At 71.0% G+C, this 12,892-nt stretch carries 14 protein-coding genes; 7 read left to right on the forward strand and 7 right to left on the reverse strand.

Annotated elements, in window-relative coordinates; genetic code table 11:
- Positions 1 to 6 precede the first annotated feature (6 nt).
- The 4 genes from POL72_RS09070 to POL72_RS09085 all read right to left on the reverse strand — a co-directional run bounded on the left by POL72_RS09070 (position 7) and on the right by POL72_RS09085 (position 2,042).
- On the reverse strand, positions 7 to 384 hold the full coding sequence (locus POL72_RS09070; protein WP_272094628.1) for a hypothetical protein: 378 nt from the start codon (positions 382 to 384) through the stop codon (positions 7 to 9).
- Between the two features lie 123 nt (positions 385 to 507).
- A complete protein-coding gene (locus POL72_RS09075; RefSeq protein WP_272094629.1) occupies positions 508 to 897 on the reverse strand; it encodes a hypothetical protein in 390 nt (129 codons plus the stop codon).
- A 27-nt stretch (positions 898 to 924) separates the two neighbouring features.
- Entirely contained in the window at positions 925 to 1,476 is a 552-nt protein-coding gene (locus POL72_RS09080) for a hypothetical protein (RefSeq protein WP_272094630.1), read from the reverse strand.
- A gap of 77 nt (positions 1,477 to 1,553) precedes the next feature.
- A complete protein-coding gene (locus tag POL72_RS09085; RefSeq protein ID WP_272094631.1) occupies positions 1,554 to 2,042 on the reverse strand; it encodes a hypothetical protein in 489 nt (162 codons plus the stop codon).
- Between the two features lie 348 nt (positions 2,043 to 2,390).
- On the opposite strand from POL72_RS09085, the gene POL72_RS09090 reads away from it, so the two are divergent.
- From POL72_RS09090 to tpx, 6 genes are all read left to right on the forward strand, one after another.
- Positions 2,391 to 2,930 carry a hypothetical protein gene (locus POL72_RS09090; protein WP_272094632.1) on the forward strand — a complete coding sequence of 180 codons (540 nt, stop codon included), beginning with the start codon at positions 2,391 to 2,393 and terminating at the stop codon, positions 2,928 to 2,930.
- Positions 2,931 to 3,086: 156 nt separating this feature from the next.
- Positions 3,087 to 4,457: a glycoside hydrolase 5 family protein gene (locus POL72_RS09095; RefSeq protein WP_272094633.1), complete on the forward strand. Its 1,371-nt coding sequence runs from the start codon at positions 3,087 to 3,089 to the stop codon at positions 4,455 to 4,457.
- Between the two features lie 358 nt (positions 4,458 to 4,815).
- Entirely contained in the window at positions 4,816 to 6,126 is a 1,311-nt protein-coding gene (locus tag POL72_RS09100; RefSeq protein ID WP_272094634.1) for a hypothetical protein, read from the forward strand.
- 106 nt (positions 6,127 to 6,232) lie between these two features.
- Positions 6,233 to 7,528, forward strand: a complete 1,296-nt coding sequence (locus tag POL72_RS09105) for an SGNH/GDSL hydrolase family protein (protein WP_272094635.1) — start codon at positions 6,233 to 6,235, stop codon at positions 7,526 to 7,528.
- Positions 7,529 to 7,780: 252 nt separating this feature from the next.
- Positions 7,781 to 8,152, forward strand: a complete 372-nt coding sequence (locus tag POL72_RS09110) for a hypothetical protein (RefSeq protein WP_272094637.1) — start codon at positions 7,781 to 7,783, stop codon at positions 8,150 to 8,152.
- 202 nt (positions 8,153 to 8,354) lie between these two features.
- Positions 8,355 to 8,849, forward strand: coding sequence for a thiol peroxidase (gene tpx, locus POL72_RS09115; protein ID WP_272094638.1), 495 nt, complete (start codon positions 8,355 to 8,357; stop codon positions 8,847 to 8,849).
- A gap of 48 nt (positions 8,850 to 8,897) precedes the next feature.
- Here tpx and POL72_RS09120 read toward each other — a convergent pair whose 3' ends face one another.
- Positions 8,898 to 10,367, reverse strand: coding sequence for a cytochrome P450 (locus tag POL72_RS09120; protein ID WP_272094639.1), 1,470 nt, complete (start codon positions 10,365 to 10,367; stop codon positions 8,898 to 8,900).
- A 172-nt stretch (positions 10,368 to 10,539) separates the two neighbouring features.
- Between POL72_RS09120 and POL72_RS09125 the strand changes: the two genes are divergently transcribed.
- The gene (locus tag POL72_RS09125; protein ID WP_272094640.1) at positions 10,540 to 11,418 is read left to right on the forward strand and encodes a 1-acyl-sn-glycerol-3-phosphate acyltransferase; all 879 of its coding nucleotides are present in this window, start codon (positions 10,540 to 10,542) and stop codon (positions 11,416 to 11,418) included.
- A 64-nt stretch (positions 11,419 to 11,482) separates the two neighbouring features.
- Here POL72_RS09125 and POL72_RS09130 read toward each other — a convergent pair whose 3' ends face one another.
- Both POL72_RS09130 and POL72_RS09135 read right to left on the reverse strand, forming a co-directional pair.
- Positions 11,483 to 12,556, reverse strand: coding sequence for a glycosyltransferase family 4 protein (locus tag POL72_RS09130; RefSeq protein ID WP_272094641.1), 1,074 nt, complete (start codon positions 12,554 to 12,556; stop codon positions 11,483 to 11,485).
- Between the two features lie 82 nt (positions 12,557 to 12,638).
- Positions 12,639 to 12,884 carry a DUF6755 family protein gene (locus tag POL72_RS09135; protein WP_272094642.1) on the reverse strand — a complete coding sequence of 82 codons (246 nt, stop codon included), beginning with the start codon at positions 12,882 to 12,884 and terminating at the stop codon, positions 12,639 to 12,641.
- Between the last annotated feature and the right edge of the window lie 8 nt (positions 12,885 to 12,892).

Raw genomic sequence — 12,892 nt, forward strand, 5'->3', positions numbered from 1 at the left:
GTCACGTCAGGTCTGTGGCTTTCGGCATCGCGGATCCCATCTTCGATCCTCTCTCCCGTCAAGGTCGGTCCTGACCTCCCCGGACTCGTCGAATTGCCAGGCAGAATAGCCATAGAAGAACCACTTCTTGATCGGGATCGCTCGCATCCCGTGGAGCTCGTCCGGCGTATGATGCCAGTGAGGTGGAATCACCAAAAAGAAGAGGTCGTTCGCGACTCGCCTCGCTCGAAGGGACATCGACGAGAAACAGTGCTTCAACGTCCCTCGCGCCGCGACCTCATCACAGTCCGGATGAGAATAGAAGTATCGGACGCCTTGCATCACTTGCCCCAGGTTGAGCGCCGTGTGCTTCGCGTACTCCTCCAGAAAGATCGTCCATTTCATTTCTCTGTCCTCGAACGAGCCGGCGCAAAGGTCAGCAGATCTGCGTTGAAAGGTGCGGACATCAGGACCCGTACTGGCTTCGCGATGCGCATCGAGACACTCCGTTCATGGCCACTGGCACGACTACGTGACGCCCGGGGTCGTCGTTCCTGTGAAGGCATCCCAGGCTCGAATGTACGCTCGCGCATCGGCTCCCAGACGTGAGACGACGCGCGCGACGGCGGAAGGGGCACGAACACTCTGGGCGCAGATCGCCTCCAGGAGCCCCGTGGCCACCGCATCCGCCTCCGGGCCGCTTCCTGACAGCGAATGCTCCACGAGTCGCGAGACCTGATCGAGCGTGGCGTCATCGAGATCGGATTCAAGCTGCACGAGAGCACGACCGATGCTGCCGAAGCCGACCGTGATAGGGACCGCATCGGGCTCCCAGTAGGCGACGACCTCAGACACCGCTTCCCGCAACTTCGGGTGACAAGCGGCAAAATCCTGGTACGGGTGGAGCGAGTCTGCCATCGACGTTCTCCTTCTTGGCGAAGGCAATCAGCCGCGACGCGGGACATCGTAGCTTCGCACGGTGACAGTCCTGTCTGGTGGGCCCAAGTCGGGCCTCTTCTGGTTGTGGCAGTCCGACCAGCAGAGGGGTTCTCCAGTGTCCGACAACACATACCTCTGGTGACAAAAGTCCTCTCGCACCCATTCGTGACGTTCGATGGGCCGCAGGATCTCCCGTTCCATCCAGTCGGCGGCCGCGGTCGCGAGAGCCAAGGGCGATCCGTCTTTGACCACGAGCACGCGTGCATTCTCCTCGTCCAGGTCTGTGGCGGCTTGCATCGTCTCATCCTCTCCAACCACAACGCGTGATTCGTGAAAATCGACCCGGAGCGTTCGGAGGACTTTTCCGTCCGCGGAGACGTCGAGTAGCAGCATGACGAACGGTTCGACCGTGCCGAGGAGATGGTCGCTGGGAACGCCCAAGCTGCGCCACGCCAAGGCGCGACGCGACATCTCCGTGATGAAGGCGCGCTCCGCATCGGTGCGACGCTCGTCCAAAGCGAGCCAGAGATCTTCTTCGCGGAGCTCCGTCTGGTTCATTTGCCGGGTGCCTCGCAGCGGCTGCCAAACGACTCAGCGGCCAGCTGGGCGGGAGCCATCCAAGCTCGGATACGAGGTCATGACCTGGGCGTTCCAAGCAATGTTTCCATGGCGCACCAGAATCGCCCCTTGAGCTCAGGAGAATGTGCCTTCATCGCGAGATCGTGAGCACATCCAACGAGCCAGTACCCACAGTCATGATCAAACGGCGCGAGCTCTTCAGATGCGTTGTAGATGACCTTTGCGGCATTTTCAGCAACGAGCAGAACGGCTTCCCGAACCTTGTCATCTGGAGTATCGCGCAGAAGCTCAATCGTGAGACGGCGTACATTTTGAAAAGCATCGTGAGCCTCACGCCATCGCCGCGGGTCCTTGGTCAGCTCGATGACTGACGAGATCTCACCCGGAACGCCAGGAAGCAGCTCGCAGCTCAAAATCAGAAGCTCGGCAGCTAAGCGGGGGCGAGCCGCGTTCGGTAGAGCTTCATAGATCACCCATCCGACCCTCATCGCGTCGCCTGAGTCCCATTGGGTGCGAAGGGCTGAAAGTTCGCGGGCATCGATCATGTCTATACCGGAAGAATCTTGGAGATTTCGGCTCCGCCAGCCATCCGTCAAATGGTCGACCGAAGCCTCCAGACCAGGTCTGTCCAGCTCGTCGTTTTTGTGCCTTCCCTCACAAAAAAATCTCACGTATCGGCTCTGCGCTGCAAGGCCTAAATGCCGTCAAGCGCCGCGCCATACGGTAGACCTGCCTAACACCGTCGGCAGCACCGCCGCGAGGCGCGCGGGGCGGCCGGCCCGAGATCGCGCGGATGGCGGCGGCCATCGCCCCTGTGCGGCTCGCCCCCTCCTGCGCGGTCCGCTCGCTCCGTCCGCTACCGCCGGCCGCTGCTCCGCGCTACGTTCGCCGCCGTGGACGCCCCCCGACCGTCCGGCGCTCGTCGCGCGCTGCTCATCGGCCTCCCCGTCGCCGCGCTCGCCGCGGCGGCCTTCCTCTTCGTGGCTCGCGACGAGCGCCCGGCACCGGACGCGCGCCCGCCGAGCGCCGAGTCCAGCGCAGCCCCCCGGCCGCAGCGACGCGAGGAGGCGCCCGTCGTCCCCCCGGCTGCCCCGCCGGCCGCTGCCACCGTGAGCGCCGCAGCACAGGAGTCGGAGCCGGCGCCGGACACCGACCCCGAGGGCAGCATCATCGACCGCATGCGCGCCGCCTTGACGAGCAACCCCGAGGAGGTGCTCCGGCTCGACGACGAGGCGTCGCGCGACCTCGGCGACAGCCCCCGCGCCGCCGAGCGCGGCATGCTCCGCGTGCGGGCGCTCGTTCGCCTGGACCGGATCGGCCAGGCCCGCAGCCTCGCGGAAGACCTCATCGAGCGCTACCCGGACGATCCCTCCGCGAAGAGCGCGGCCGCGTACATGGGGATCCACCCGAGGCCGCGCGGGCCGTCCAGGTAAGCGGCGATACCGCGGGTGCCCCGCGGAGTTCACTTGATCTTCATCAGGGCCGCTGCGACCACGATCTTGTAGCAAGAGCAGAACGTTGCGCAGTGAGTCACTGAACCGATTAAGAGTTCGGGCTGGTCCGGCGCGCATTTCTGGTGATAATCGGGCATGCGCAACTGGCTTCTTCTTGTCGGGGTTCTCCAGCTCTCCGTGGCTGGATTCGGCTGTGGCGACGGATCGGATGGCGGCGGCGACGGCGGCGCCGGCGGCGAAGCGGGGGACACCGGCCTCACCGGGAGCAGCTCCTCGGGCGCCGGCACGCCCGCGGGCTCCGGCGCGGGCGCTGGCACATCCGCGAGCTCCGGCGCGGGCGCAGGCACACCCACGGGCTCCGGCGCGGGCGCTGGCGAGCCCACGGGCGGACCCGCGAGCACGGGCAGCGGCGACCCCGTGGCCGGCAGCAGCACCAGCAGCGGAGGAGAGCCCAGCGCCTGCGCCGGCGCCGAAGAGGACGAATGTCCGTTCGAGGCAGGGGTCGAGATCGCCTGCCGTCTCCGCTTCATGTACGGCGTGAACTACGCCTGGCGCGACTTCGGCGCCGATTTCGGCGGTCAGTCCAAGTGGAGCCAGGCGGGCATTTCGGGCAAGAAGAGCCAGGTGCTCGCCGACCTGCAGGACATGCGCGCCAACGGCGTGGACGTGGTCCGCTGGTGGATCTACCCCCGCTTCTACGGCGACGAGATCAACTTCGATGGACAGGGCAACCCGACCGGGCTCGGCGGCACCTCGACGCAGGACATCCTGGCCGCGCTCGAGCTCGCGGACCAGGCGCAGGTGAACGTGATGTTCACGCTGTTCTCCTTCGATGGCTTCTACAAGACCTCTTACAATCCGCCGAGCGGCCTGTCGGCCACGAGCATGGGGCCCATCGTCGCGGACGCGGGCCGGCGCGCCAAGCTCATCGAGAACGTCGTCCGCCCCATCGCTCGGACGGTGGCGTCGAGCCCGCACAGCGACCGGATGCTGGCCTGGGATGTCATCAACGAGCCCGAGTGGGCGATGACCGGGCCGAGCCTCTACGGCGGCGACCCGGCGTTCGAGGGGGACTCCAGCAAGTTCGATCTCGTCACACACCAGCAGATGGAGGCGCTCGCCAAGGAATCGGCCGCCGTGCTGAGGGGAGAGACCGGCGCGCCCGTGAGCGTCGGCAGCGCCGCCATCAAGTGGGGTCAGGCGTGGACGCGCTCGGACGTCGACTTCTACCAGGTCCACATGTACGGCTGGGTCAACGACAACTTCCCTTACAGCAAGCCCCTCTCCGAGTACGGCCTCACGGACAAGCCGGTCGTCATGGGCGAGTTCCCCATCAACATGGCCGAGATGGACGTGCGCTACGACAAGTTCGTGGGCGACCTCTACAACATGGGGTATGCGGGAGCGCTCTCGTGGTCGATCACCGATCGGAACTTCCCGTGGTCGTCCAACAAGACCGCCGTGAAGGCGTTCGCCGATCAGCACCCCTGCGAGACGCGCTACTGAGGGCCGGGTGAGCGCCGCTGCACGCGGCGCTCTTCCTCCTTGTTTCCCTGTTTCCCCGCCCCGGATCCGAACCGGGCCGCCGTACAGGCCCGGCGAGCTCGTCCTCGATGATACGAGCCGCGCCTGCGTGACAGCTTGCCCCAGCGTGTGGCGCATTGTCGCGCGGGGGCGCGATCCGGCCTGCGAGGCCGTCTGTCGGAGCGCCGGCGCTCTTCTCCTCTCGACCGGGTTTCAATTGGGTTTCAACTGGGCACGTCGGTTGCTGACCGTCGGTGACCGGGGTGAGCCCGCTGCTCACGGAGGTGACCACCTGCGTGAGCCTCGACAGTTGTTCACCAGCACCCAGAGGGAGAGCGAGATGGCACGAGATCGCTACGAGGGCCGGGACTTCCGTGACGAGGGGCCGCGCGACGACTGGCGTCACCAGGACGATCGGTGGCGCGCGCCACGGGACGACGATCAGCGCGGATTCCGCGGTCACGAGGGGGAGCGCGACGCGTTCGAGCGAGGGTCGTACAGCCGCGGCAACTACGCGAACCAGAGCGGCGGCAGCCGGCAGGGCGAGCTGGGACAGATGCCGCAGCCGTACGGCCAGCAAGGGCGCGGAGACGGCAGGGGCGCGTGGAGGGCGGGCGGCCAGCACGCACAGGACGATCGCGGCGGATCCGAGCGGCGCTGGCAGGAGCAGGGCGGGGCCGGCGCGCGCGGCTACCGCGAGCCCGAGGAGCGCCGCGCCTACGGACAGGACAGCCCCTCGTGGGAGCGGATCGGCGGGCGCGACGACCACTTCAGCGGGCGGGGCGCCGAGGACGAGCGAAGAGGGTTCGGCTCGGCGCAGCGAGGGCGGGAGGAGAACCGCGGCTACTACGGGCGCGAGGCGTACTACGGCCGCGACGCGGCCCGCGGCTTCTCCGGGCCGGACGAGGATCATGGCCGCGGGGCCTACGGGCGCCGCGAGCACGGCCGCGACGAGGGGGGCCAGAGCCGGCGCTACCAGGGCTACGGCGACGGGCGAGACGACTACCAGGGCCGCGGCACCACGCGAAACGACTACCAGGGCCGCAGCGACACGCGAGACGACTACCAGAACCGCGAGCGCTACCAGGGCCGCGACTCCACGCGAGGCGACTACCAGGGCCGCGACTCCACGCGAGACGACTACCAGAACCGCGAGCGCTACCAGGGCCGCGACTCCACAAGAGACGACTACCAGGGCCGCGACTCCACGCGAGACGACTACCAGGGCCGCGAGCGCTACCAGGGCCGCGACTCCACGCGAGACGACTACCAGGGCCGCGAGGATCGGTATCGCAGCGACGGCTACGGGCGCGGCGATGACCAGGATCGATATCGAGGCGGCGACGAGCGAAACGCCCCTGGCCACCACGACGGCCGAGGCGACCACGGTGGCGGATACCAGGGCCGCGGCGAGGAGCGCGGAGGCCGCGGCCGCAGCCAGGAGCTCCGCGGATATGGCGACACGTACAATCGCCCGGAGCGCCGGCCCGGGTTCGGCCGCTTCATGGGCGACGAGATCCCGCAGGGGTACTCGACCCGCGTCCACGAGCGCGACGACGTGCGCGCCTCGCAAGGCCGCGACCGCGAGCGCTCCCCCGCCGAGGACGGCGGCCGCTCCAGAGTCCAGAGCCAGGACCGGACCTGGAACTGAGATCAACCGATCTCCGCAGCTCGACGCCCGCGCCGCGGTGTCTGCGCCGGCGCGCAGGAGGAGATTGGAGTTGTCCGCGCCACGGAGCTAGAGCATCCTCGCGCGCATGAAACGACAAGCTTACTCCACCCTCCCGAAGCTCGCTTCCGTCTGCTGCATCGCCTGGTCGGCGCTGGCCGGCTGCGGTGACGACGACTCCAATGGAACGACTGGAACGACGGGCTCCGGCGGCAGCTCATCCACCTCGAGCAGCGCCGCCAGCACGGGCGGCGGCGGCACGGACGAAGGCGGCGGAGGCGGCGGCGGCGGCGGCGCGGATCCCGGCACGACCTCGTCGAGCGCGGGCGGCGCCGGCGGCGGAGACCCCTCCAGCGATACCATCCGCTTCATCGGGCGCTTCGATACGACGAACGCCGAGGGCCCCCGCTTCTCCTGGGCAGGCAGCGCGATCGTCACGCGGTTCTCGGGGACGTCGCTCGGCGTCCGCTTCAACGACGAGTCGACCGCGGCTCAATCCAACTTCTTCCAGGTGGTGATCGACGGCGAGGCGAAGGGCGTCCTCAAGGTCAACAGCGAGGAGGAGCTCTACACGGTCGCAGATGGGCTACCCGACGGCGAGCACGACCTCGTGCTCCACCGCCGCACCGAGCCGCTGGTCGGCGTGTCGCAGTTCCTCGAGTTCGTCCCGGAGCAGGGCGAGGCGCTCCTGCCGGTCCCGGCGGCGCCCGCGCGCCGGATCGAGGTGATCGGCGACTCGATCTCCGCCGGCTACGGCGTCGATGGGGCCAACGAGACTTGCCCGTTCACGAGCGATACGGAGAACAACTACCTCGCCTACAGCGCGCTGACAGGGCGGCTCGTCGGGGCCGACACCACGATCGTCGCGTGGTCCGGCAGAGGCGTGTACCGGAACTACGACGGTGAAGTCGCGCCCACCATGCCCGAGATCTATGGCCGGACGATCGCCGACGAGGAGCAGCCCGCATGGAACTTCTCGTCCTGGGTGCCGCAGGTCGTGGTGATCAACCTGGGCACGAACGACTTCAGCATCAACGTCCCGGGCGACGCCCAGTTCCGTGGACCGTTCACCGAGGCCTACGCGGGCCTCGTCGAGACGGTCAGAACGAACTATCCGGACGCGTTCATCTTCTGCACCATCGGGCCCATGCTGAGCGACTCGTACCCGGAAGGCGCCGAGGCGCTCACCAGGGCGCGCGCCTACATCGGCCAGGTGGTGGAGGACCGGAACGACGACGGCGACGACAAGGTGCGCGTCCTCGAGTTCCCCGCGCAGGACGGCGCGGCGAACGGGCTCGGCTGCGACTACCACCCGAGCGTCAAGACGAACGCGCTCATGGCCCAGCAGCTCGCGGAGGCCATCCGCGAAGAGCTCGACTGGTAAGGGCCGCGCGGGGCCGGGGCATCGTGCCACCGGCCCGCCGCGACCGCTGTGGCACGACGCACCACCGATCCCACGCCAGCGCAGCGCGCGTCTCGCAAAGAGCGAGCGCCGGTCCCATCTGCTCGCCGTGGCGCGCGCGGATCGGCCATCCAGCGTCATGGTACACGCAGTGCATCTCTCGCCATCAGAACAGCGGAAGGGCGGCGGCTCCGAGAGCGCGTGAGAGCCCGCCGCCGAGCGAGGAGATCATCCATGCAGACCAAGCGAGACAGCACCCTGCGGGCCACGAGCAGGAGCCACAGCCATGAGTTCGTGGAGGCGGCGCGCAGGAGCGCCGGTCGCGCGGAGAGCCGCGATGCGTTCATCCCCGACCCCGGCGACGGCCCCCCCGAGGTGCTCGACGAGCTCGCCGAGCAGATCGCCGAGCAGTACGTCGCCTCGGCGACCTCGGGCCGGGGCGACACCACCGAAGACTACGAAGACAGGGTGGAGCCGGAGGAGATCGGGGGCCCCTTCGTCATCACGACGGCCGAGCAGGAGATCGGGTACAGCAGGGACTCGACCAACCCCGATGACGGCGAGGTCGAGCCGTTTCCGCTGGTCCATCGCTCGCCCCTCCGCTGATCGCGCGCGCGGACGATCGACGTTCGCGCACGTTCGCGCACGCCCGCGCTGGCAAGACCGCCCGGCCAGCGCAGCGCCCGCGCGCCGGACGAGCGGAGCTCCAGCCGCGGCGGTCTGGCTGGTTCTGCTTGGCGTCCGCCCCCGGCGCGCCTACGAGAGGCGCTGCCGCACAGCTGCACAGAGCACAGAGGAGGATGCGACCATGGCTCAGACCAAGTTCAAGGGAAGCCCCATCCACACCGCCGGCGAGCTGCCGTCCGTCGGCGCGACCGCCCCCGATTTCACGCTCGTGAAGACCGACCTCTCCGAGCGCAAGCTCTCGTCATACTCCGGCAAGAAGATCCTCAACATCTTCCCGAGCGTCGACACCCCGGTCTGCGCGAGATCCGTGCGCACGTTCCACGAGCGCGCCGAGAAGCTCCCGGGCGTGACGGTGCTCAACATCTCGGCGGACCTGCCGTTCGCGCACACCCGCTTCTGCGCGTCCGAGGGCATCTCGAACGCGGAAGGCCTCTCGACGTTCCGGGGAGATTTCGGCCAGAAGTACGGGGTCACGCTCGTCGACGGGCCGCTCGCCGGCCTGCTCGCGCGCTCGGTCCTCGTGCTCGACGAGCAGAACAAGGTGCTCCACGTCGAGCTCGTCCCGGAGATCGCGCAGGAGCCCAATTACGACGCGGCCCTCGCCAAGGTGCAGTGAGCCGGAGCGCCGGCGCTTCCCCGCCACGCGCGCGAGCGCCTCGTGATCTCACGCGCTCGCGCGCCTCGTGAACCGGATGCGCAGCCCCTCCGGCTGCATCGCGAACGCCATCCGCTCCCGCACCGGCGCTGTGTGATCCGCGAGGTGCACCGTGAAGCTCCGGAGCACCATGCCGACCGTCACCGCGCACTCCAGCAGCGCCATCGCGCGCCCCGGGCAGACGCGCGGCCCGCCGCCGAACGCGAGCGCCATCCTCGGCTCGTGGGGCAGCGTCACGGGCGCGCCCCCGAGCCAGCGCTCGGGGCGGAACGACTCCGGATCGCCGAAATACTCGGGTTTCCGCCCCGTCGCGCGCGTGAGCGCGACGACGCCGGCGCCAGCGGGCACGGCCACGTCACCCACCGCGGTGTCGTGGTTCGCCTCGAGGAAGAGCAGCGGGGCGGCGGAGCGCAGGCGCAGCGTCTCCTGCGTGACGGCGCCCGTGTACTCGAGGCGCTTGCACTGCTCCAGCGTCGGGATCAGCCCGCCGCCGAGCACGCGATCGGCCTCCTCGCGGGCGCGCGCCTGCACGTCGGGGCGCGAGCCCAGGTAATAGAGGATCCACGCGAGGGTGTTCGCGGTGGTGTCCTCGCCCGCGAGCAGCATCGTGAGCACGTTCGCGTAGACCTCGGCGTCCGAGAGGCGCGCCCTCGGGTCCTCGCCGTCCCGCGCGGCGATCATGAGCTCCAGCAGCGTCCGCGGGCGCGCGTGCCGGTCCGCGCCGCCCTCGAGCTCGCGCCGCGCGGCGGTCACGAGCTCGAGGATGAGCCGCTTCACCGCGACCAGGGCGCGGTCGTAGGCGCGGTCGGCGGGGAGGCCCAGGTAGCGCCAGTAGGGCAGCGGCGCGAGCATCCGCCGGTTGAGCCCGAGGAACACGCGCTGGAGGTGCTCCTGGAGCGCGTCCGCGCCGCGCTCGAGCGTGTTGAGATCGCGGCCGAAGGCGACGGACGAGGTGACGTCGACCGAGTAGCGCATGAGATCGCCGAGCACGTCGCGGGCGGCGCGCTCGTCGGCCGCCCGCGCCCAGAGCTCGCGCAGCCGGCCCGTGATGTCGCGGATGCTCGGGAAGAAGCCCTCGACGTGCCTCGGGTGGAACGTCGGGTGGATGAGCTGCCGCTGCTTCCGCCACGCGTCGCCGTCCGCCGAGAACAGCCCGACCATGTCCGCCTCGCGCGACACGGCCTCGATGGCGCGCACCCGCCGGAACACCGCGGGGCGGCGCTGGAGCACGTCGCGCACGAGCTCGCCGTCGACGACGACGAGGACCGGCTGTCGGCCCATCCGCACGACGAACAGGTCGCCGTGGGCGCGCCACCACCGCTCGAACTCGAGGTGCCAGCGGTCGGGGTGGAGCGCGAGCAGATTGCCGATCACAGGCAAGCCCGGCGGTCCCGGGAGATCCGCGAGCGTCCGCCGAGGACGCGCAGCCGCGTCGCCGCGGCCGATCGCGTCATCCATGGCAGGGGGCGTGGCGTTCATGGCCCCCTTCATACAGAGGCGGCGCGCCCCGACGCAAACCCGACAGGCGACACAGGTCGCGTCCCATCGCGCTGGACAGGCGACACAGGTCGCGTCCCATTGCGCTGGGCGATATCAGCGGGCGGAGCGCCGGCGCTGGCGAGGCGGCGTCGACACGGAGTAAGACGCCGACATGACGGAGCCGCTGGAGAGAGAGCTCGCGAACCTGTCCGGCGCGGAGATGGTGGCGGCGCTCGGCCTCGGCGGGGCGCCGGCGTGGGTGCGCCGCGCCGGGCGTGCCGCCTTCGCCGTCCCTTCGTGGCCGCTCGGGCGCGTGCTCGCGCGCTTCGATCGGCGCACCGGCGAGGCCGGGCTCCACGTCGCGGCGCGGGAGGCGCTCGCCGGCTTCGGGGCGCGCTGGAGGGCCGACGCGGCGCCGCCGTCGCGCGGGGCGCTGCTCGTCGTGTCCAACCACCCCGGCGCCTACGACGCGCTCGCGCTGATGGCGGCGCTCGGCCGGGAAGACCTCATGATCGTCGCGGCCGAGCGGCGGTTCCTGCGGGCGCTGCCCCACGTGAGCCGGCGGCTGCTCTTCGTGCCCATCGACGAGGATGGCGCGCCCGCGCTCGCCGCGCGGTCGGCCGGCGTGCGCCGCGCGCTGCGGCACCTGCGCCGCGGGGGCGCGCTGCTGCACTTCCCCGCGGGGCGCATCGAGGCGGATCCGGCGTTCGCGGGCAAGGGCGACGCGCTGCTCGCGGAGTGGCAGCCGAGCGCCGGCGCGCTGCTGCGCGCGGCCGCGGCGGCAGGAGGGCGCGCCGCCGTGGCGATCGTCTCGGGGGTGCACTCGCCGCGGGCGAAGCGGCTGGCCATCACGCGGTGGGCCGAGCGCCGCGGGATCACCACGCTGGCGCCGCTCCTGCAGGCGGCGCTGCCGGGCTTCGACGACGTCGACGTGCGGGTGCGCCTGGGCGAGGCGCGGGACGCGGCGGAGGTGGCGCGCGAGGCCCGCGACGACGCGGCGCTCACGCGACGGCTGAAGGACGAGGCGGCGGCGCTGCTCGCGGGGGCGTGACGGCCCGGCGCCCCGGCGCGCGCTCCTGCCCGTTCTTCGCCGCGCCGGTCATCGGCTCATCCGCTCATCCGCTCATCCGCTCATCTGCGCGCCGCGCGCCGCGCGCCGCGCGCGCGAGCGCCGCGCGCACCGCGGCCGCGGTGCCGTCCCAGGTGGGCAGCGAGGCGGCCCGGACGGCCGCCGCGCGGCTCATGCTCGCCCGGAGGGCGCCGTCCTCGAGGAAGCGGGCGAGCGCCGGCGCGGGGCCCTCGACGTCGTCCCAGAGCAGCGCCTCCGCGCCGTCCTGGACCGCCTCCGCGATCGCGCCGGCGCGGGCGGCGAGCACCGGGACGCCGGCCCGGACCGCCTCCGTGAGCACCATGCCGTAGCCCTCCAGCGACGAGGGCAGGACGAGCGCGTCCGCCGCCGCGAGCTCGGCCGCGAGCGCCTCGTCCCCGAGCACGCCGGGCGCCGAGACGCGCGCCTGCAGGAACGCGGAGCCGGCGATCGCGCGGCCCACCCGCCCGGCGTAGGCCGGGTCGCGCGCCGCGTCCCCGATGAGCACGAGCGTGGCATGCGCGCTCCCGACCCGCTCGAACGCCGCGAGGAGCTCCAGCAGCCGCTTGCGCGGGATGAAGCTCCCCACGAACAGGAGCCGCAGCGGGCCGCCGTCCCGCCGGGCGCGGGCGAGCAAGGGGAGCCGGTCCGCGCCCGGCGTCGCCACGTCGACCCGCGCGAGCCCGAGCTCGCGCCGGAGCCGCGCCGCGGTCGTCGCGCTCGTCGCGAGGTGCGCGTCGCACAGGCGGATCACCGCCGCCTCCGCGAGCGAGAGCGCCGCGCGCCGCGGGCCGGGCGGGAGCTCCCACGCGCTCAGGTGGTGGACGAGGAGCGCGCGCGCGATCCGCCGCGGCAGCACCGCGAACGCCGGCCCGAGCTCCGGGAAGCAGAGCTCGTCGCCGACCACCACGGCGGGGTCGAGCCGGGCGAGGCGCCGCGCGAGCGCGAGGCCGGCGAGCGCCCGCGACCGCGGCGCCGGATCGAGGGACACGACCTCCACGGCGTCGCCCCGGGCGCGCAGCCGCTCGACGACGAGCCGATCGTAGATGTAGCCGCCCGTGGTCTGGTCGAGGGCGCCGTAGACGATCCAGGCGATGCGCATCCGTCAACCCAGTACCACGGGACCTGGCCAGCCCGCGCGGACGGCCAGGCGCCGCGCCCGGGCGTCACGCGTCGCGCGGCGGCTACCGGCGCGCCCTCCGCGCCGACAGCTCCCCCGCCGCGACAAGGCCGGCGCCCAGCGCGAAGCACACCAGCGAGGTCGCGAGCGCGGGCAGCGGGATGTCGCGATCGCCGCCGTTGTACGCCTCGACCGTGGACGTCAGGAGCCAGTACTGGAACGCGCAGAGCATCGCCACGGCGAGCAGCCTCGCGCCCATCGCGCCCTTCGCCCCAGGGCGCAGATCGTGTTTCGGTCCAGGGATCGGCATCGCTCACC

Origin of the sequence: Sorangium aterium (assembly GCF_028368935.1) — a bacterium.
Classification (GTDB): domain Bacteria; phylum Myxococcota_A; class Polyangia; order Polyangiales; family Polyangiaceae; genus Sorangium; species Sorangium atrum.